The organism is Microbacterium jejuense (assembly GCF_019511665.1).
Taxonomy (GTDB): domain Bacteria; phylum Actinomycetota; class Actinomycetes; order Actinomycetales; family Microbacteriaceae; genus Microbacterium; species Microbacterium jejuense_A.
The window spans coordinates 95493-114527 of the sequence record NZ_JAEUAW010000006.1 but is presented as its reverse complement, the minus strand read 5'-3'; the positions used below and the strand labels follow the sequence as shown (position 1 = coordinate 114527).

The following is a 19035-nucleotide window of genomic DNA, read 5'->3' as shown; positions in this document are numbered from 1 at the left end:
CCACGGATGCGGCAAGCCCCGTTCGCATGCCCGACGGGATCTAGGGTGGGGGCATGACACCCGCCGTCCGCTCGCGCCCGGAGCGGACGGCGACCCTCGTGCGCGGGCTCGTCGCCGGCGCGGCGGTCGCGACGGTCGCAGTGCTGCTCATGCTGCTGTCGGCGGTGCAGGGCGTCCCGCGGTTCCGGTCCGTCCCCCCCTCGGCGGTGACGCGGACCGCGGAGCCGGAGCCTCAGCCGACCGCCACCGGCGACCCGCTTCCGGAGCTGCCGGCCGACGCAGACTCCGGTGCCGTGCGCACCGTGATCCTGATCCTCCTGGGCCTGGTCGCGGCCGCGCTGCTGGCCCTGCTCGTCGTGACGGTCGTGCGTGCGCTCCGCCGGGCATGGGAGAACCGCGAACTGGAGGAACGCGACGGCGCCGTGCTCGCCGCCGCATCCAGCGGTGCCGCCTCCGTCGAAGCCCAACCCGACGCGGCGGTCATCCAGCGGGGGATCGCGGCGGCCCTGCAGCGCATCGACGTCCCGGCGGTGCCCGGCGACGCCATCATCGCCGCGTGGGTCGGCGTCGAAGAGGCCGCGGCCGACTCGGGGGTGGTGCGCGGCCTCAGCGAGACGCCGGGGGAGTTCGCCGTGCGCATCATCACGCGGCGCTCCGCGATCGGCGGGGACGCACGCCTGCTGCTCGTGCTGTACGAGCGCGTGCGCTTCGGCGGGTACACCGCGACGGAGGCCGATCGGGCCGAGGCGCGACGACTGCTCGAACGCATCGAGGAGGAGTGGCGGTGACGCTGAAGCGCATCCTGCTGATGGTCGTCGGCATCGCCGCCGGCGTCGGGATCGTCCTGGTGCTCGACCGGCTCGGCGTGCCGGTCGAGTTCGCCGCCGCGTGGCTGCTGCTCATCGTGGCCGTGGGTCTGCTGAGCAGGGCGGGGCTGGTCGACGACGCCTCCTGGCCGCCTGCGCGTCCCGAGCGGCGGCCGCGCGGGTCCGAGGTGGCGCGTCTCAGCTGGAACATCAACTCGCGCACCGGCGAGGCGGGCTTCCTCATCGTGCGCCGTGTCGAACGGGTGCTCCGCCACCGGCTCGCCCGCCTGGGCCTCGACCTGGACGACCCCGCTCAAGCCCCCGCCGTCGACGAGCTCCTCGGCGCGGGCGTCCGCGACACCTTCACCCGTGCCGAGGTGACCCGCGCCGACCTCGAGCGCGTCATGACGGCCATCGACCGCCTTCCGTCCCCCACGAACCAGGAGCGCTGATGCACCCGGAATCCACCCGTCCCGCCCCGTCCGCCGACGAGATCGCCGACCTCGGGCGGCGTGTCCTCGACAGCGTGCGCACGGCGATCGTCGGCATGGACGACCCGCTGACCGTCGCCCTCGCGGCCGTGCTGGCCGGCGGGCACGTGCTGTTCGAGGACGTCCCGGGCCTGGGCAAGACGCTGGCCGCGCGCAGTCTTGCGACAGCGCTCGGGCTGGACTTCCGACGGCTTCAGTGCACGCCCGACATGCTGCCGGGCGACGTGACCGGCTCGTACGTGTACGCGCCCGACACCGGCGAGTTCAAGTTCCGCCCCGGGCCGATCTTCACGGGTCTGCTCCTCGCGGACGAGATCAACCGGACGACGCCCAAGACGCAGTCCGCGATGCTCGAGGCGATGGCCGAGCGGCAGGTCACCGTCGAAGGCGTGCGGTTCCCGCTGCCCGCGCCGTTCCACGTCATCGCCACGTCGAACCCGATCGAGTACGAGGGCACCTACGCGCTGCCCGAGGCTCAGCTCGACCGCTTCATGGTGCGGCTCTCGGTCGGCTATCCGACGGCCGAGGGCGAGACGCAGATCATCCTCGACCGCGTGCGTCGGCAGAGCCCGGATGCCGTCGTCGAGCAGGTCCTCGACGCTGAAGGCCTGCGGGACCTGCAGCGGGCCGTCGAGACGATCCACGTCGACGCCGATATCGCTCGGTACTGCACTGACCTGGCCCGGGCCACCCGCGCCGCGCAGCACGTCGCGGTGGGCGCGTCGCCGCGCGGGTCGCAGGCGCTCGTGCTGCTGGGGCGCGCGTTCGCGGCGCTCGACGGGCGCGCCTACGTCCGCCCCGACGACATCAAGCACCTCGCTGTCCCGGTGCTCGCGCACCGCCTCACCCTGACACCGCAGGCCTGGGCTCAGGGCGTCGATCCGGCGACCGTCGTGTCGGCGGCGGTCGCCCATGTGCCCGTCCCGCCGACCGTCGCGCAGGCGCGATGACCGAGGGCGTCCGCACCACGAGCGAGACGCCGGTGCGCTGGCAGCGCACGCCGGTCACCGCCCTCGGACTGGCCGCAGCCGTGCTGCTCGCTGCGGCGGGCGTGGCGTTCTCGCGGCCCGATCTCGTCGCTGTCGCGCTGCCCCTGGGCCTCGCCACGGCCTGGGCGCTCGCGCGGCGCCCGGCCGCCGGCATCCTTCGCCTCACGGTCTCGGCCCGCGCGGCCTCGGACGTCCCGCAGGACGGGACCGTCGCGGGCGAGGTCGATGCCGCGGTGACGGCGGAGTGGGTGCAGCTCGCCGTCGACCAGGGCGGTCTGCGCGCAGGGCTCGCCGACGTCGAGCCGGGGGAAGGGCGGCTGCGCACGCTCAGCCGGCTGCGGCACACCGGGCCGACCGAGCTGATCGCCGTCACCGCGCGGGGCGTCGACCTCGACGGTGCCTGGGTCACGGCGTCCGGTCCGCGAACGGTGCTCACCTGGAACGCCGTGCCCGACACGGTCCCGCTCCAGCAGCTCCCGGTGGCGCTGCGACTCACCGGCCTGCACGGCGGGCACGAGGGCGCGCGGCCGGGGCAGGGCGGCGACTTCCGCGACATCCATCCGTTCGCACCCGGCGACGAACTGCGCCGCGTCGACTGGCGGGCCACCGCCCGCCTCGCGCGGCGCCCGGGCGACCTGCTGGTGCGCCGCACCCAGGCGCTGAGCGACAGCACCGTGGTCATCGCCATCGACATCGCCGACGACCTGGGCGAGGCGGTCGTGACGTGGGGCACCGACGACCCCGAGCACAGCGGAGTGACGTCCCTCGACCTCGCGCGCCAGGGCGCGCTGTCGATCGCGACCTCCGCCGTGCAGGCAGGCGACCGCGTCGCCTACCACGTGCTCGCTCCCGGCGGGCGCACAGTGCGCGCCGGGGCTGGCGCGCGTCAGCTGGCCCGGCTGCGCGACGTGATCGCCGCGACCGGCCCGAGCGATGTGGAGGTGCGCTACCGGCGCACGCCGGTGATCGCGCACGGCTCCATCGTGTTCGTGCTGTCGACGTTCTTCGACGGCGCGGCGGCGGAACTCGCCACGCGATGGCGCGCGGCCGGCCACGCGGTGGTCGCCGTCGACGTCCTGCCGGCGCCGCACGCCGATCGCCTCGGCCGCGAGCAGCTGCTGGCCATGCGCACGCTCCTCGCCGAGCGGGAGGACGTCTTCGCCGAGCTGCGGGCGACGGGCGTCGACGTGGTGCCGTGGGGCCACGGCTCGCCCGACACGGCGCTGCGGATCGCGGCACGCGGTCAGCGACGGCTGCGGGCGGTGCGGCGATGAGCCCTCGGACCCACACGTTCCGCGTCCGCGCCGGCATGCCGGCGGTGGTGCTGCGCGTCGCGCTCGTCGCGGTCACGGCGGCCGGCGCCATGGCACTCGTCCCCGTGCCCCTGTGGCGCGGCATCGCGATCGTCGCGGCCGTTGTCGGTGCGATCGTGCCACGCTCGCTCGGGGGCTGGGCCGGGGCGGCCTGCGTGGGACTCGGGATGCTGTTCGCCGAGCCGCTGCCGGCGCAGACCGCCCTCGGGGTGCTGATGGTGCACGCGATCCATGTGCTCGCTTCGCTCTCGTGGGTCGTGCCCGCCTGGTCGTGGATCTCGGTGCGCTCCCTGCTCCCGACGCTGCGCCGGTTCGCCGTCGTGCAGGCGATCGTGCAGCCGCTCGCCTTCGGGGTCGCCATGCTGGCGGCGCCCGAGGAGGGGGCGGGGATGGCGTGGGCGGCGCTGGCGGGCGCCGCGCTCCTCGTCGTCGCGGTCGCGTTCGCGCTGCACGCGCTGCGTCGTGCAGATGCGGAGCCGCCGAGGGTTCACAGCGCACCGACAGGGGGATCCGGAGCCGATGTCGGAGGCCCCGCCTAGACTTGTCGGGTGCCCATCGTCCCTGTCGCCCTGCCCGGAAATCTGACCGCCAGCCCGTCCGCGAACGCCCTCGGCACCAGCGGAAAGCTCAGCGTCCGCGGTGCCCGCGTGCACAACCTGAAGGACGTCGACCTCGACATCCCGCGTGACTCGCTCGTCGTGTTCACGGGCCTGTCCGGCTCGGGCAAGTCCAGCCTCGCGTTCGACACGATCTTCGCCGAGGGTCAGCGCCGCTATGTGGAGTCGCTGAGCGCGTACGCACGCCAGTTCCTCGGCCAGGTCGACCGGCCGGACGTCGACTTCATCGAGGGCCTGTCGCCCGCGGTGAGCATCGACCAGAAGTCCACCAACCGCAACCCGCGCTCGACGGTCGGCACGATCACCGAGATCCACGACTACATGCGCCTGCTGTGGGCGCGCATCGGCGTGCCGCACTGCCCCGAGTGCGGCGCCGAGATCCAGCGCCAGACGGTGCAGCAGATCGCCGACCAGCTCATCGACCTTCCCGAGCGCACCCGCTACCAGATCGTCGCCCCCGTCGTCACGCAGAAGAAGGGCGAATTCGTCGACCTCTTCAAAGAGCTCGGCGCCAAGGGGTACGCCCGTGCCATCGTCGACGGCGAGCTCATCCAGCTCGCCGAGCCGCCGGCGCTCAAGAAGAGCTACAAGCACGACATCGCGGTCGTCGTCGACCGTCTCGTCGCCGCGCCCGGCATCCTCGACCGCGTCACCGACTCCGTCGAGACGGCGCTCTCGCTCGCCGGCGGCGTCATGCAGGTCAACTTCGTCGACGAGGAGGGGGATGCCGCCTGGCAGTCGTTCTCCGAGAAGCTGGCCTGCCCCAACGGCCACCCGCTGCAGCTGACCGAGATCGAGCCGCGCACGTTCTCGTTCAACGCGCCGTTCGGCGCCTGCCCGGCGTGCTCCGGCCTCGGCACCCGCATGTCGGTGGACGTCGACCTCATGCTCGGCGACGAGGACCTGTCGATCCGTGAGGGCGTCATCATCCCGTGGACGACGCAGGGCAAGGGCCTGTTCCAGTACTACGAGCGCCTGCTCGAGGGACTCGCGAGCGACCTGGGCTTCTCGCTCGACACTCCGTGGCGCATGCTGCCCGAGGCGGTGCGCGAGGCCGTGCTGCGCGGCGAGAACTACAAGGTCACGGTGCGGTGGAAGAACCGCTACGGCCGTGAGATGCGGTACTCGTCGGGCTTCGAGGGCGTGGTGCCGTACATCGAGCGCCAGTACACGCAGGCCGAGTCCGACACGCAGCGTCAGCGCTGGGCCGAGTACCTCCGCGAGGTGCCGTGCCCGGTCTGCGACGGCGACCGCCTCAAGCCCGAGGTGCTGGCCGTGCTGGTGCACGGACACTCCATCGCGGATGCCTCCCGCCTGAGCCTCGGCGAGGCCCGGGAGTACTTCGCGAAGCTGACGCTCACCGACCGCGAGGCGACGATCGCCGCCGCCGTGCTGCGCGAGATCCGCCTGCGCCTGGACTTCCTCATCCGCGTCGGACTGGACTACCTCAGCCTCAGCCGCGCCGCGGCGACGCTGTCGGGCGGCGAGGCCCAGCGCATCCGTCTCGCGACGCAGATCGGCTCGGGCCTGACCGGTGTGCTGTACGTGCTCGACGAGCCGTCGATCGGCCTGCATCAGCGCGACAACCGACGTCTCATCGAGACGCTCGTGGCGCTGCGCGATCTCGGCAACACGCTGATCGTCGTCGAGCACGACGAAGAGACCATCCACGCCGCGGACTGGGTCGTCGACATCGGGCCGGGCGCCGGGGTCAACGGCGGCGAGGTCGTGCACTCGGGCCCCATCGGTGAGCTCCTCGCCGACACCGACTCGATCACGGGCGACTATCTGTCGGGCCGCCGGTCGATCGCGACACCCAAGAAGCGCCGCAAGATCGACAAGAAGCGCCAGGTGACGGTCGTCGGCGCGCGCGAGAACAACCTCAAGAACGTCACCGTCGACTTCCCCCTCGGGGTGCTGACCTCGGTCACGGGAGTGAGCGGGTCGGGCAAGTCCTCCCTGGTCAACGGCATCCTCTATCAGGTCCTCGCGACGCGTCTCAACGGCGCCCGCCGCGTGGCCGGCAAGCACACCCGCGTGACGGGGCTGGAGAACCTCGACAAGGTCGTGCACGTCGACCAGGCGCCCATCGGCCGGACTCCGCGCTCGAACCCGGCGACGTACACAGGCGTGTTCGACCGCATCCGCACACTGTTCAGCGAGACGCCCGAGGCCAAGGTGCGCGGCTATCAGCCGGGCCGCTTCAGCTTCAACGTCAAGGGCGGCCGGTGCGAGGCGTGCTCGGGCGACGGCACGATCAAGATCGAGATGAACTTCCTGCCCGACGTGTACGTCGACTGCGAGGTGTGTCACGGCAAGCGGTACAACCGCGACACGCTCGCCGTGCACTACAAGGGCAAGAACATCGCCGAGGTGCTCGAGATGCCGATCGCCGAGGCGGCGGAGTTCTTCGAGCCGATCCAGGCGATCCACCGCTACCTCAAGACCCTCGTCGACGTCGGCCTCGGCTACGTGCGGCTCGGCCAGTCCGCGACGACCCTGTCCGGCGGTGAGGCGCAGCGCGTCAAGCTCGCGACGGAGCTGCAGCGTCGGACGAACGGCCGCTCGATCTACGTGCTCGACGAGCCGACGACGGGTCTGCACTTCGAGGACGTCCGAAAGCTGCTCGAGGTCCTCAACGGCCTCGTCGACAAGGGCAACAGCGTCATCGTGATCGAGCACAACCTCGACGTCATCAAGTCGTCGGACTGGGTCATCGACCTCGGACCCGAGGGCGGCGCCGGCGGCGGGCAGGTCATCGCGACGGGCACGCCCGAGCAGGTCGCCCGCGCCGAGGGCAGCCACACCGGCGCGTTCCTCGCCGAGGTGCTCGGCCTGAGCGAGCCGACGCACGCGGTGCCCGAGCTCGTCGGGGCCCGCAAGGCCGGCTGAGCGGCATGGCACGATCCGCTCCGACCGTCCCGTACAAGCCGAAGCCGGGGGAGATCCCCACCAACCCGGGGGTCTACCGCTTCCGTGACGCGAGCGGCCGCGTGCTGTACGTGGGCAAGGCCAAGAACCTGCGGGCGCGGCTGTCGAACTACTTCGCACCGCTGCACACGCTGCACGAGCGCACGCGTCGCATGGTGACGACCGCGGCGTCCGTGGAGTGGACGGTCGTCGCCACCGACGTGGACTCGCTGCAGCTCGAGTACCAGTGGATCAAGGAGTTCGACCCGCCCTTCAACGTCCGCTACAAGGACGACAAGTCGTACCCGTTCATGGCGATCACGCTCGCCGATGAGGCGCCGCGCGTCATCGTCACGCGCAACCGGCGCATCCCCGGGGCGAAGTACTTCGGGCCGTACCCGAAGGTGTGGGCGGTGCACGACACCATCGACCTGATGATCAAGGTCTTCCCGATCCGCACGTGCAGCGACTCGTCGTACAAGAAGGCGATGGCGACCGGGCGGCCCTGCTTCCCGGGGCAGATCGGACGCTGCGGCGGGCCGTGCTCGATGAAGGTGACCATCGAGGAGCACCGTGCGATCGTCGAGGACTTCATCGCCTTCATGTCGGGCGGCGACCAGCGTTTCACGAAGGCCCTCACGGCGCGCATGCGGGAGGCATCCGCCGCCATGGACTACGAGGCGGCCGCGGTGTACCGCGACAAGCTGCAGTCCATCGACGCGGTGCTCAACAAGAGCGCGCTCGTGCTGTCGGCCGACACGGACGCCGACCTGTTCGGCATCGCCGAGGACGAGCTGGCTGCGACCGTGCAGCACTTCGTGATCCGCGGCGGACGCGTACGCGGTGTGCGGGCCACGACGATCGAGAAAGAGATCGACATCTCTGGCGGCGACCTCGTCGACCAGGTGCTGCAGCGCACGTACGGCAACGCGGCGGCGGCCGACATCCCCAAGCAGGTGCTGGTGCCGTCGATGCCCGACGACGCGGCCGACCTCGAGGAGTGGCTGCGCGAGCGCCGTGGCCGCAACGTCACGATCCAGGTCGCTCAGCGCGGCGCGAAGGCCGACCTCATGCGCACCGCGAGCCTCAACGCGCAGCAGGCGCTCATGCTGCACAAGACACGGCGCACGAGCGACTACGTGGCGCGGACGCAGGCGCTCACCGACCTGCAGGAGGCTCTGGGTCTGGCCGAGGCTCCGCTGCGGATCGAGTGCTTCGACGTCTCGCACCTGAGCGGCACGAACGTCGTCGCATCGATGGTCGTGTTCGAGGACGGCCTGCCCCGCAAGGACCAGTACCGCTCTTTCGGCGTCGCCGAGACCACCGATGACACCGACTCGCTGTACCAGGTGCTCATGCGGCGGCTCGCCTACCTCGACCGTCCGGAAGAGAACGAGCCGGATGCCGCACCTCCGGCGGATCCGACGGCGGACGGCGAGGTCGTGACCGAACGCCGCAGGCCGCGGTTCGCCTACCGTCCGCAGCTGCTGGTCGTCGACGGCGGCCAGCCTCAGGTCGCGGCGGCGGCCCGCGCGCTGCGCGACGCCGGCCACGAGGAGGTCGCGCTGTGCGGCATCGCCAAGCGCCTGGAGGAGGTGTGGCTGCCGGACGAGGAGTACCCCGTGATCCTGCCGCGCACGTCCGAGGCGCTCTACCTGCTGCAGCGGCTCCGTGACGAGGCGCACCGGTTCGCGATCACGCACCAGCGCCGACGCCGCAAGCGCGACATCCAGAGCGTGCTGGCCGAGGTGCCGGGGCTCGGCGAGGCGCGCATCAAGGCGCTGCTGCGGCATTTCGGCTCGGTCTCGGCGCTGAAGCAGGCGACGCCCGAAGAGATCGCGCAGCTGCCCGGCGTCGGGCCGAAGCTGGCCGCGGCGGTGCACGCGCATCTCGCCGCGCCGGCGGATGGGTAGGCTGGGCTCGACGACGGGGGTGGTCATGAGTGAGGGGACGCGGCACGAGGCGGCCGGCGAAGTGCTGATCGTGACCGGGATGTCGGGGGCCGGGCGCTCGACCGCCGCGAACGCCCTCGAGGACCTCGGCTGGTACGTGGTCGACAACCTGCCCCCGCAGATGCTCAAGCCGCTGCTGGACCTCACCGAGATGGCCGGGGGAGTGCTGCCGCGGGTCGCCGTCGTCGTCGACGTGCGCGGGCGCGACCTCTTCTCGGATCTTCCGGAAGCCATGCGCGCGCTGCGCGAGCGGCGGCAGATCCGGCTGATGTTCCTCGATGCCTCCGACGATGTGCTGGTGCGACGCTTCGAGGCCGTACGGCGGCCCCATCCGCTGCAGGGCGGCGGCACCCTGGTCGACGGCATCCGTCTCGAACGCGCGCGCCTCGCGGCCGTGCGCGAGAGCGCCGACGTCATCATCGACACGTCGGCGTACAACATCCACCAGCTCGCGACCCAGGTCACCGACCTGTTCACCGCGGCCGGTGCCGCCCGGCACACGCTCACGCTGCTGAGCTTCGGCTTCAAGTACGGACTGCCGCCGGATGCCGACCTCGTGGCCGACATGCGCTTCCTGCCGAACCCCTTCTGGGACGAGCGGCTGCGCCCCTTCACCGGCGAGGACGCCGAGGTGCGCGAGTACGTGCTGGGTCAGGAGGGCGCCCGCGAGTTCCTGGACGCGTACACGCAGGCGCTGCGGCCCGTTCTGGAGGGCTACCAGCGAGAGAACAAGAGCCACTCGGTGGTCGCCGTCGGCTGCACGGGCGGTAAGCACCGGTCGGTCGTCATGGTGCGCGAGCTCGCCGAACGACTGGCGTCCGTGCCCGGTGTCGCGGTGCGCGTGAGCGACCGCGACCTCGGCCGAGAGTGACTCGCCGCGGGGCGGCGGGCGATCCGGCCGAGTAGGCTGGACCGTCGTTCCCGCACCAACTGAAGGAGACCCGTGTCGCTGACCGCTGACGTGAAGGCCGAGCTGATCACCGTGCGCGACCCGCGCCCGACAGCGCGGGTGGCCGAGCTCACGTCGCTGCTGCGGTTCTCGGGTGGGCTGCACTCCATCGCCAACCGCGTCGCGGTCGAGGCCGAGCTCGACTCCAGCGTGCTGGCACGCCGCACGGCGCGCGACCTCGTCGAGCTGTACGGCGTGCGCCCCGAGCTCGTGCACGTGCAGGGATCGGGCGCGCGCGCCGGCGGCCACTACGCCGTGCGCGTCATCGAGGGCGGCGAGACCCTGGCCCGTCAGACCGGGCTGCTCGATCAGCGCCGTCGCCCCGTGCGCGGCCTGCCCAACAAGCTCACCACCGGCTCGCGCGGCGACCTCGCTGCCATCTGGCGCGGCGCGTTCCTCGCCGCCGGCACGCTGAGCGACCCGGGCCGGTCGGCCGCGCTGGAGATCACGTGCCCCTCGTCCGAGGCGGCCATGGCGCTCGTGGGCGCCGCGCATCGCCTCGACATCGCCGGCAAGGCGCGCGAGGTGCGCGGCATCCCGCGCGTGGTCGTGCGCGAGGGCGAGGCGATCCGCGCCGCGCTGGCCGCCATGGGCGCGGTCAAGGCCGCCGCGGAGTGGGACCAGATGCGTCAGCGCCGCGAGGTGCGCGCCGGTGTCAACCGCCTCGTGAACTTCGACGACGCCAACCTGCGCCGTTCGGCCCAGGCCGCCGTCGCCGCGTGCGCGCGCGTCGAGCGCGCGCTGGAGATCCTCGGCGACGAGGTGCCCGACCACCTGCGCCAGGCCGGCGAGCTGCGCCTCGCACACCGCGACGCCAGTCTCGACGAGCTCGGCCACCACGCCGACCCGCCCCTCACCAAGGACGCCGTCGCCGGCCGCATCCGCCGCCTCCTCGCGATGGCCGACAAGAAGGCCGAGACCGAGGGCCTGCCGGGCACCGAGTCCGCCGTGCCCGCCGGCATCGAGGACTGAGACCGGGTTCAGCTGAGAAGGGGATGCCGCGGCTCGCGGCATCCGCTTCTCGCACGTTTTCACACGTCACAGCGGGAAGCAACCCCCGCGCGCGAGCGTTGCCGCTCAGTAGGATGAATCCGTCACCCTCGCTGCGCCGAGGTCTTCACGGCGCGCGCCGACAGGAAGAAGAGAACATGGCGAAGTACACCTTGCCCGACCTCCCCTACGACTACGCCGCGCTCGAGCCGCACATCAGCGGCAAGATCATGCAGCTGCATCACGACAAGCACCACCAGGCGTACGTCACCGGGGCCAACACCGCGCTCGAGCAGCTCGCCGAGGCCCGCGAGACGGGCAACCTCGCGAACGTGAACAAGCTCGAGAAGGACCTCGCCTTCAACCTCGGCGGTCACGTCAACCACTCGATCTTCTGGACCAACCTGTCGCCGGACGGCGGCGGCGAGCCCGAGGGCGAGCTGCGTGCCGCGATCGACGAGTTCTTCGGCGGCTTCGACAAGTTCCAGGCGCACTTCACCGCCGCCGCCACCGGCATCCAGGGCTCCGGCTGGGCCGTGCTCAGCTGGGACCCGATCGGCGAGCAGCTCCTGATCCAGCAGCTGTTCGACCAGCAGGCCAACACGGCCCAGGGCACCATCCCGATCTTCCAGCTCGACATGTGGGAGCACGCGTTCTACCTGGACTACCTCAACGTCAAGGCCGACTACGTCAAGGCCGTCTGGAACATCGCCAACTGGCAGAACGTCGCGCAGCGTCTCGACGCCGCCCGCCAGAAGACCTCGGGCCTGCTGGTACTGTCATAGCAAGCGCGGCGTCCCAGCGGGCCGCCCCGCTGGGACGCCGTTGTCTCTGTCTGCATCGCAACAACCGCGCATTCGCGCACGACACATCTCAGGAGAAACTCCGTGACTGTCAAGATCGGCATCAACGGCTTCGGCCGGATCGGACGCAACTTCCTCCGCGCGGCTCTCGCGCAGGGTGCGGACCTCGAAATCGTGGCGGTGAACGACCTCACCGACAACAAGACTCTGGCGCACCTGCTGAAGTACGACTCGGTCGGCGGCCGCCTCGACGCCGACGTCTCGTACGACGCGGACTCGATCACCGTCAACGGCAAGGCCATCAAGGTCTTCGAAGAGCGCGACCCCGCGAACCTCCCCTGGGGCGAGCTCGGCGTCGACGTCGTCATCGAGTCGACCGGCCGCTTCACGAAGGCCGTGGACGCCAAGAAGCACATCGAGGGCGGCGCCAAGAAGGTCATCATCTCGGCACCCGGCACCGACGTCGACGGCACGTTCGTCATGGGCGTGAACGAAGACACGTACGACTCGGCGACGATGAACATCATCTCGAACGCGTCGTGCACCACGAACTGCCTCGCCCCGCTGGCCAAGGTCTTCAACGACGCGTTCGGCATCGAGCGCGGCTTCATGATGACCGCCCACGCCTACACGGCCGACCAGAACCTGCAGGACGGCCCGCACAGCGACCTGCACCGTGCCCGCGCCGCCGCGATCAACATCGTCCCGGCCTCGACCGGTGCCGCGAAGGCCATCGGCCTCGTGCTGCCCGAGCTCAACGGCAAGCTGAGCGGCTCGTCGTACCGCGTCCCGGTCCCCACGGGCTCGATCGTCGACCTGACGATCATCACGAACACCGAGGGTCTCACGAAGGAGACGGTCAACGCCGCGTACGAGGCCGCCGCCGCCGACGGGCGCCTCCAGGGCTACCTCAAGTACAACGCCGACGCGATCGTCTCGAGCGACATCCAGCTCGACCCGCACTCGTCGATCTTCGACTCGCAGCTGACGAACGTCAGCGGCAACCTCGTCAAGGTCTCGGCCTGGTACGACAACGAGTGGGGCTACTCGAACCGCCTCGTCGACCTCACCGAGTACGTCGCCGAGCGCCTGTAATCCGTCGCCATGGCTCTGCGCACCCTCAGCACCCTGGGTCCGCTGGCCGGCAAGCGTGTCATCGTCCGTGCTGACCTCAACGTCCCTCTCAAGGACGGGGTCATCACGGACGATGGCCGTGTGCGGGCCACGCTCCCCACGCTCAACGCCCTGATCAACCAGGGCGCCCGCGTCATCGTCTGCTCGCACCTCGGGCGGCCCGACGGCGCGCCCGACCCGAAGTACAGCCTCGAGCCTGTCGCCCAGCGCCTCTCGGAGCTGCTCGGCAAGCCCGTCGCCTTCGCGCGCGACACGGTGGGGGAGTCGGCCCAGGAGGCCGTCGCCGCGCTCGAGGACGGCGACGTCGCGGTCATCGAGAACCTCCGGTTCAACCCGGGCGAGACCGCCAAGGACGACGCCGCACGCCGCGCGTTCGCCGAGGAGCTCGCCGCGCTGGGCGATGTGCTCGTGTCGGACGGCTTCGGTGTCGTGCACCGCAAGCAGGCGTCGGTCTACGACCTCGCCGAGATCCTGCCCTCTGCCGCCGGATTTCTCATCGAGAAGGAGGTCGACGTCCTCGACCGCCTCACCGAGAACCCCGAGCGCCCCTACACCGTGGTGCTCGGCGGGTCGAAGGTCAGCGACAAGCTGGGTGTCATCGCGCACCTGCTGCCGCGCGCCGACAAGATCCTCGTGGGCGGCGGCATGCTGTTCACGTTCCTCGCCGCGCAGGGGTACAAGGTCGGCAAGAGCCTCCTCGAGGTCGACCAGATCGAGACCGTGAAGGGCTACATCGCGGATGCCGCCGAGCGCGGCGTCGAGTTGATCCTCCCGGTCGACGCGGTCATGGCGTCCGCGTTCGCGGCGGACGCCGACCACGTCGTGGCGCCGGCGGACGCGCTCGAAGACACCGCCTTCGGCGCCGACGGCCTCGGGCTCGACATCGGACCGCAGACGGCGGAGCTGTTCGCCGCGGCGATCCGCTCGTCGACCACCGTGTTCTGGAACGGCCCGATGGGCGTGTTCGAGATGCCCGCGTTCGCCGCGGGCACCAAGGCGGTCGCCAAGGCGCTCACCGCGGTCGACGGTCTGTCGGTCGTCGGCGGCGGCGATTCGGCCGCCGCGGTGCGCCAGCTCGGGTTCGCCGACGACCAGTTCGGCCACATCTCGACGGGCGGCGGCGCGAGCCTGGAGTTCCTCGAGGGCAAGAAGCTTCCCGGACTGGAGGTCCTCGGATGGCAGTGAGCAGCCGCACCCCGCTCATCGCGGGCAACTGGAAGATGAACCTCGACCACCTGCAGGCGGTCGCGTTCGTGCAGAAGCTGCACTGGACCCTCAAGGACGCCAAGCACGAGGACGGCTCCGTCGAGGTGGCGGTCTTCCCGCCGTTCACCGACCTTCGGACGGTGCAGACGCTGCTCGACGCCGACAAGATCCCGTTCGCCCTGGGCGCGCAGGACGTGTCGGCGCACGACTCCGGCGCGTACACCGGCGAGGTGTCGGGTGCGTTCCTGGCGAAGCTCGACGCGCGCTACGTCATCGTCGGCCACTCCGAGCGCCGGCAGTACCACGCCGAGACGGACGAGGTCGTGGCGTCGAAGGTGAAGGCGGCGATCAAGCACGGCCTCGTCCCCGTCATCTGCGTCGGCGAGACGCTGGAGCAGCGTGAGGAGTCCGGCCCCACCGCCGTGTCGATCGGCCAGCTGGAGGTCGCGCTCGAAGGTCTGCCCGCTGACGCCGACATCGTCGTGGCCTACGAGCCGGTCTGGGCCATCGGCACGGGTCAGGTCGCGTCGCCCGAGCAGGCGCAGGAGGTGTGCTCCGCGCTGCGCGACGTCATCGCCGCGAAGCTCGGGGCGGACGCCGCAGCCCGCACGCGCATCCTGTACGGCGGCTCCGTGAAGGCTGCCAACATCGCGAGCTTCATGCGCGAGCCCGATGTCGACGGCGCCCTGGTGGGCGGCGCGAGCCTCGTCGTGGACGAGTTCGCCGCCATCATCCGGTACCAGAAGCACGTCGGCGTCTGACGCCGTCTCCGGCGGGCGGCGAGGATTCCTCGCCGCCCGCCGGCCTACACGTATACTTGTCCCTTGTGCGATCGGCGAATGATCGCACCGAAAGGCTTCAACGACTGTGCAGATCATCGAGTTCGTCCTGCAGGTGCTTCTCGGCATCACGAGTCTCCTGCTGACCCTCCTCATCCTGCTCCACAAGGGGCGCGGCGGCGGCCTGTCCGACATGTTCGGCGGCGGCATGACCTCCGCCCTCGGCTCGTCGGGACTCGCGGAGCGCAACCTCAACCGCTTCACCGTGATCCTCGCGCTGGTGTGGTTCGCGGCGATCGTGGCCCTCGGCCTCATCACGAAGTTCCAGGCGATCTGATGGCGACCGGAGGCAACGCGATCCGCGGCACCCGCGTCGGTGCCGGACCCATGGGCGAGCAGGACCACGGCTTCCACGCCGAGCGCGTGGCGGTCTCGTACTGGGATGCCCTCGGCAACGAGACCGTCCGCTACTTCGCGGCCGGCATCCCCGAAGAAGAGATCCCCGACACGATCGACTCGCCCCACTCGGGCCTGCCGGCCGGTCGTGACAAAGAGAACCCGCCGGCCCTCGCGAAGACCGAGCCGTACAAGACGCACCTCGCGTACGTGAAGGAGCGCCGCACCGAAGAAGAGGCCGAGCAGCTTCTCGACGACGCGCTGCAGCAGCTGCGCGAGCGGCGCGGCCAGGACTGAGCCGGGCCACACAGACATACGAAGAGCGGATGCCGTCGGCATCCGCTCTTCGTCATTCCGGCGTCACGCCGTCCGGCGTTCAGTACTCCCGGTCGATGAGGTCCGGCGGAACCTGTGCGGCGGCGGCCTCGTCGACGAAGAAGATCGTGCGCTTGCGGCCCTTCGCCCCCGCCGCCGGCACGCTGGCGTAGCTGGCGCCGGCCAGGGCGAGGCCGAGCGCGGACGCCTTGTCTGGGCCCGACAGCACCATCCACACGCGCTTGGAGCCGTTGATGACCGGGCGCGTCATGGTGATGCGCTCGGGCGGCGGCTTCGGGGAGTCGCGCACCGCGACCACCGAGCGATCCGTGATCTGGATCTCTTCGCGGTCCGGGAACAGCGACGCGATGTGCCCGTCGGGTCCGACCCCCAAGAAGCACACGTCGAACGCGGGCCAGGGGCCCTCGGGGCCGGGGAAGCCGGCCAGCTCCTCGGCATACGCGGCGGCCGCGGCATCGAGATCCGCACCGTCGTCGCTCGCGAGGGTGGCGTGGATGTTGCCAGCGGGGATGTCGATGGCGTCGAGCATCGCGTCGCGCGCCTGACGGTCGTTGCGCTCGGCGTCGCCGCGGGGCAGCCACCGCTCGTCGCTCCACCAGAAGTGCACGCGCGACCAGTCGATGCGCTCGGCGCGGGGATTGCGCACCGCCGAGGCCAGCACGCGGGAGCCCATCGAGCCCCCCGTGAGCGAGACGTGCGCGAGCTTGCCCTCGTCGACGCGCTTGGCGACGCGGCTCAGGAAGCGGGCCGCGACCGAATCCGACAGGGTCGCGGGGTCGGGAGCGATGACGACACGTTTCTCGGCCCAGCCTTCAACCATGTCGGATCACCCGTGCCCCGAGGCCCTGCGCCAGCATCATCGGTTCTGCGTCTCCTTCGTCGCCGGCGGGTCGAGCAGCTCCCAGCCCTCGGTGATGACTCGACCATACAGGACGTCCGGATCCAGGCGACGCAGCTCCTCGGCCAGGCACTCGCGCAGCGTCCGCCGGGGGAAGGCGAGCTCGTGGCTGGGCTGGCCGGGCTGCGTGAGGATCGCGGCACCCGGAGTGGGACGCTCCAGCAGCACTTCGCCGCTCGCGCGCACGAGCGCCACGGACTTGATGCCGTGCGGCCATTCGTCGGCGCCGAGGTACGCCCAGTCGACGGGAACGTCGAGCGTGAGACGCAGCCACGCGGCGAGGAGCGCGGTCGACGGCGAGTCCGCCGCGCCGCGCACGCGCACGCTCAGGACGGGCTCGTACGGCGGCTGGTCCAGGATCGCCGCCAGCTGCTCGCGCCAGCGCGTCAGCCGCGTCCACGCGAGGTCGGTGTCGCCCGGCGCGTACTGGGCGCCGAGCCCCGCGACGAAGGCCGACGGATCGGACTGGGCCGCGGCATCCGTGATCCGGCGCTGAGCGATGCGGCCGATCGACGTCTTCGAGATGTTCTCGGGCGTGCGGTTGGGCCACCACACCACGACAGGGGCGTCGGGCAGCAGCAGACCGGTGACGAGGCTCTCGAGGTTGGAGCGCCCGGCGTCGCCGAACGCCCGCAGCGTCACGACCTCGCTCGCACCGGCGTCGCCGCCGACGCGGATCTGCGCGTCCAGGCGCGACTCCTCGTCGTAGCCGTCCGGCAGCATCACGACGATGACGCGCATCGGGTGCTCGCGCGACGCGTCGTTGGCGGCCTCGATGACCTCTTCGACCGCGGCCTCGCGCGTGAGGATGATGAGCGTCAGCACGCGGCCGAGCGCGACCGCGCCGCCCTCTTCGCGCACGTTGACGAGTGCACGAGAGATCTTGCTGACGGTGGTGTCGGGCAGGTCGACGATCACGGGCGCCTCCAGGTACGGCCGTCGCGGGCGAGCATCTCGTCCGCGGAGTCCGGGCCCCACGACCCGGGCGAGTACTGTTCGAGCGGGCCGCCCTGGGCGTCCCAGAACCGCTCGATCGGGTCCAGGATCTTCCACGACAGCTCGACCTCTTCGTGCCGCGGGAACAGCGGCGGGTCGCCGAGCAGCACATCGAGGATGAGTCGCTCGTAGGCCTCGGGGCTGGCCTCGGTGAACGCGTGGCCGTAGCCGAAGTCCATCGTGACGTCGCGCACCTGCGCACCCGCGCCCGGCACCTTCGAGCCGAAGCGGATCGTGACGCCCTCGTCGGGCTGCACGCGGATGACCAGGGCGTTCTGCCCCTGGCCCGCCGTCTGTCCCTGGCGGAACAGCATCTCGGGCGCGCGCTTGAAGACGACAGCGATCTCGGTCACCCGGCGGCCGAGGCGCTTGCCCGTGCGCAGGTAGAACGGCACGCCCGCCCAGCGGCGCGTGTTGATCTCCAGCGTGACGGCGGCGTAGGTCTCGGTCGTCGACTGCGGGTTCATGCCCTCCTCTTCGAGGAAGCCGAGCACCTTCTCGCCGCCCTGCCAGCCGCCCGCGTACTGCCCGCGCGCGGTCGAGCGCTCCAGGTCGTCGGGGAGCGTGACGGCGGCGAGCACCTTCTCCTTCTCGGCGCGGAGATCCTTCGCGTCGAACGAGATGGGCTCCTCCATCGCGGTGAGCGCGAGCAGCTGCAGCAGGTGGTTCTGGATGACGTCGCGTGCGGCGCCGACACCGTCGTAGTAGCCGGCACGGCCGCCGACGCCGATGTCCTCGGCCATCGTGATCTGGACGTGGTCGACGTAGTTGCGGTTCCAGATCGGCTCGTACAGCTCGTTCGCGAAGCGCAGCGCCAGGATGTTCTGGACCGTCTCCTTGCCGAGGTAGTGGTCGATGCGGAAGATCGAGTCGGTCGGGAACGTCGAGCGCAGCACGTCGTTCAGTGCCCGCGCGGACTCGAGGTCGTGCCCGAACGGCTTCTCGATGACCACGCGGCGCCAGCGGTCGGGCTGGTCGGCCGTGTCGTCGACGAGTCCGGACGACTTCAGCTGCTCGGCGACGACCGCGAAGTCCTTCGGCGGGATCGACAGGTAGAACGCGTGGTTGCCCATCGTGCCGCGCTCGGTGTCGAGCCGGTCGACGGTCTCGCGCAGACGACGGAACGCCTCCGGGTCGCCGAACTCGCCCGACACGAACCGGATGCCCTGCAGCAGCTGCTGCCAGGTCTCGTCGCGGAACTCGGTGCGCGCGTGCTGGCGCACCGCGTCGTACACGACCTTCGCGAAGTCCTGGTCCTCCCAGTCGCGGCGAGCGAACCCGACGAGGGCGAACCCGGGGGGCAGCAGACCGCGGTTGGCGAGGTCGTAGACGGCGGGCATGAGCTTCTTGCGGGAGAGGTCTCCCGTGACGCCGAAGATGACGAGCGCGCTCGGGCCGGCGATGCGGTTGAGGCGGCGGTCTTCGGGGTCGCGCAGCGGGTTGTGCCCGCGCGTGATCTCGACGGTCATG

The 19035-nt window shown here is 71.1% G+C and carries 18 protein-coding genes; 15 read left to right on the top strand and 3 right to left on the bottom strand.

The genetic code is table 11. The features are described 5' to 3' along the window. Window positions 1–53 precede the first annotated feature (53 nt). The 15 genes from JNB62_RS09775 (at window position 54) to JNB62_RS09705 (ending at window position 15632) form a co-directional block, all read left to right on the top strand. Window positions 54–788 carry a DUF4129 domain-containing protein gene (locus JNB62_RS09775; protein ID WP_220300690.1) on the top strand — a complete coding sequence of 245 codons (735 nt, stop codon included), beginning with the start codon at window positions 54–56 and terminating at the stop codon, window positions 786–788. Next, on the top strand, window positions 785–1258 hold the full coding sequence (locus tag JNB62_RS09770; protein ID WP_308291767.1) for a hypothetical protein: 474 nt from the start codon (window positions 785–787) through the stop codon (window positions 1256–1258). The genes JNB62_RS09775 and JNB62_RS09770 overlap by 4 nt, the downstream gene beginning before the upstream one ends. Beyond that, a complete protein-coding gene (locus JNB62_RS09765) occupies window positions 1258–2247 on the top strand; it encodes an AAA family ATPase (protein WP_220300688.1) in 990 nt (329 codons plus the stop codon). Before JNB62_RS09770 ends, JNB62_RS09765 begins: the two co-directional genes overlap by 1 nt. Then, a complete protein-coding gene (locus JNB62_RS09760) occupies window positions 2244–3560 on the top strand; it encodes a DUF58 domain-containing protein (RefSeq protein ID WP_220300687.1) in 1317 nt (438 codons plus the stop codon). The genes JNB62_RS09765 and JNB62_RS09760 overlap by 4 nt, the downstream gene beginning before the upstream one ends. Then, window positions 3557–4138 carry a hypothetical protein gene (locus tag JNB62_RS09755; protein WP_220300686.1) on the top strand — a complete coding sequence of 194 codons (582 nt, stop codon included), beginning with the start codon at window positions 3557–3559 and terminating at the stop codon, window positions 4136–4138. Before JNB62_RS09760 ends, JNB62_RS09755 begins: the two co-directional genes overlap by 4 nt. 9 nt (window positions 4139–4147) lie before the next feature. After that, window positions 4148–7108: an excinuclease ABC subunit UvrA gene (uvrA, locus tag JNB62_RS09750; RefSeq protein WP_374450711.1), complete on the top strand. Its 2961-nt coding sequence runs from the start codon at window positions 4148–4150 to the stop codon at window positions 7106–7108. A 5-nt stretch (window positions 7109–7113) separates the two neighbouring features. Beyond that, a complete protein-coding gene (uvrC, locus tag JNB62_RS09745; RefSeq protein WP_220300685.1) occupies window positions 7114–9039 on the top strand; it encodes an excinuclease ABC subunit UvrC in 1926 nt (641 codons plus the stop codon). A 25-nt stretch (window positions 9040–9064) separates the two neighbouring features. After that, window positions 9065–9949, top strand: coding sequence for an RNase adapter RapZ (gene rapZ, locus JNB62_RS09740; protein WP_220300684.1), 885 nt, complete (start codon window positions 9065–9067; stop codon window positions 9947–9949). A gap of 72 nt (window positions 9950–10021) precedes the next feature. Continuing rightward, complete coding sequence (gene whiA / locus JNB62_RS09735) at window positions 10022–10999, top strand: DNA-binding protein WhiA (RefSeq protein WP_220300683.1); 978 nt, start codon at window positions 10022–10024, stop codon at window positions 10997–10999. Window positions 11000–11175: 176 nt separating this feature from the next. Next, window positions 11176–11802 carry a superoxide dismutase gene (locus JNB62_RS09730; protein ID WP_220300682.1) on the top strand — a complete coding sequence of 209 codons (627 nt, stop codon included), beginning with the start codon at window positions 11176–11178 and terminating at the stop codon, window positions 11800–11802. A gap of 102 nt (window positions 11803–11904) precedes the next feature. Next, on the top strand, window positions 11905–12915 hold the full coding sequence (gene gap, locus JNB62_RS09725; protein ID WP_220300681.1) for a type I glyceraldehyde-3-phosphate dehydrogenase: 1011 nt from the start codon (window positions 11905–11907) through the stop codon (window positions 12913–12915). Window positions 12916–12924: 9 nt separating this feature from the next. After that, complete coding sequence (locus JNB62_RS09720; RefSeq protein ID WP_220300680.1) at window positions 12925–14139, top strand: phosphoglycerate kinase; 1215 nt, start codon at window positions 12925–12927, stop codon at window positions 14137–14139. Next, the gene (gene tpiA, locus JNB62_RS09715) at window positions 14130–14921 is read left to right on the top strand and encodes a triose-phosphate isomerase (RefSeq protein WP_220300679.1); all 792 of its coding nucleotides are present in this window, start codon (window positions 14130–14132) and stop codon (window positions 14919–14921) included. The genes JNB62_RS09720 and tpiA overlap by 10 nt, the downstream gene beginning before the upstream one ends. 106 nt (window positions 14922–15027) lie before the next feature. Beyond that, window positions 15028–15276, top strand: coding sequence for a preprotein translocase subunit SecG (gene secG / locus JNB62_RS09710; protein WP_141893554.1), 249 nt, complete (start codon window positions 15028–15030; stop codon window positions 15274–15276). Then, window positions 15276–15632 carry an RNA polymerase-binding protein RbpA gene (locus tag JNB62_RS09705; RefSeq protein WP_141893555.1) on the top strand — a complete coding sequence of 119 codons (357 nt, stop codon included), beginning with the start codon at window positions 15276–15278 and terminating at the stop codon, window positions 15630–15632. Before secG ends, JNB62_RS09705 begins: the two co-directional genes overlap by 1 nt. A 79-nt stretch (window positions 15633–15711) precedes the next feature. Here JNB62_RS09705 and pgl read toward each other — a convergent pair whose 3' ends face one another. Genes pgl through zwf form a run of 3 tightly spaced genes read right to left on the bottom strand, consistent with a single transcriptional unit; the run spans window position 15712 to window position 19034 of the window. Next, window positions 15712–16491: a 6-phosphogluconolactonase gene (gene pgl, locus JNB62_RS09700; RefSeq protein ID WP_220300678.1), complete on the bottom strand. Its 780-nt coding sequence runs from the start codon at window positions 16489–16491 to the stop codon at window positions 15712–15714. 36 nt (window positions 16492–16527) lie between these two features. Then, the gene (locus JNB62_RS09695) at window positions 16528–17487 is read right to left on the bottom strand and encodes a glucose-6-phosphate dehydrogenase assembly protein OpcA (RefSeq protein ID WP_220300677.1); all 960 of its coding nucleotides are present in this window, start codon (window positions 17485–17487) and stop codon (window positions 16528–16530) included. Next, window positions 17484–19034, bottom strand: coding sequence for a glucose-6-phosphate dehydrogenase (gene zwf / locus JNB62_RS09690; protein WP_220300676.1), 1551 nt, complete (start codon window positions 19032–19034; stop codon window positions 17484–17486). The genes JNB62_RS09695 and zwf overlap by 4 nt, the downstream gene beginning before the upstream one ends. Window position 19035 lies beyond the last annotated feature (1 nt).

Excerpts from the sequence above, each read along its gene's own strand:
- JNB62_RS09720 (WP_220300680.1), top strand. The coding sequence starts at position 12,925 with ATGGCTCTGCGCACCCTCAGCACCCTGGGTCCGCTGGCCGGCAAGCGT.
- JNB62_RS09705 (WP_141893555.1), top strand. The coding sequence starts at position 15,276 with ATGGCGACCGGAGGCAACGCGATCCGCGGCACCCGCGTCGGTGCCGGA.
- JNB62_RS09765 (WP_220300688.1), top strand. The coding sequence starts at position 1,258 with ATGCACCCGGAATCCACCCGTCCCGCCCCGTCCGCCGACGAGATCGCC.
- JNB62_RS09730 (WP_220300682.1), top strand. The coding sequence starts at position 11,176 with ATGGCGAAGTACACCTTGCCCGACCTCCCCTACGACTACGCCGCGCTC.
- zwf (WP_220300676.1), bottom strand. The coding sequence starts at position 19,034 with ATGACCGTCGAGATCACGCGCGGGCACAACCCGCTGCGCGACCCCGAA.
- pgl (WP_220300678.1), bottom strand. The coding sequence starts at position 16,491 with ATGGTTGAAGGCTGGGCCGAGAAACGTGTCGTCATCGCTCCCGACCCC.
- uvrC (WP_220300685.1), top strand. The coding sequence starts at position 7,114 with ATGGCACGATCCGCTCCGACCGTCCCGTACAAGCCGAAGCCGGGGGAG.
- JNB62_RS09775 (WP_220300690.1), top strand. The coding sequence starts at position 54 with ATGACACCCGCCGTCCGCTCGCGCCCGGAGCGGACGGCGACCCTCGTG.
- rapZ (WP_220300684.1), top strand. The coding sequence starts at position 9,065 with ATGAGTGAGGGGACGCGGCACGAGGCGGCCGGCGAAGTGCTGATCGTG.
- JNB62_RS09760 (WP_220300687.1), top strand. The coding sequence starts at position 2,244 with ATGACCGAGGGCGTCCGCACCACGAGCGAGACGCCGGTGCGCTGGCAG.
- JNB62_RS09755 (WP_220300686.1), top strand. The coding sequence starts at position 3,557 with ATGAGCCCTCGGACCCACACGTTCCGCGTCCGCGCCGGCATGCCGGCG.
- tpiA (WP_220300679.1), top strand. The coding sequence starts at position 14,130 with ATGGCAGTGAGCAGCCGCACCCCGCTCATCGCGGGCAACTGGAAGATG.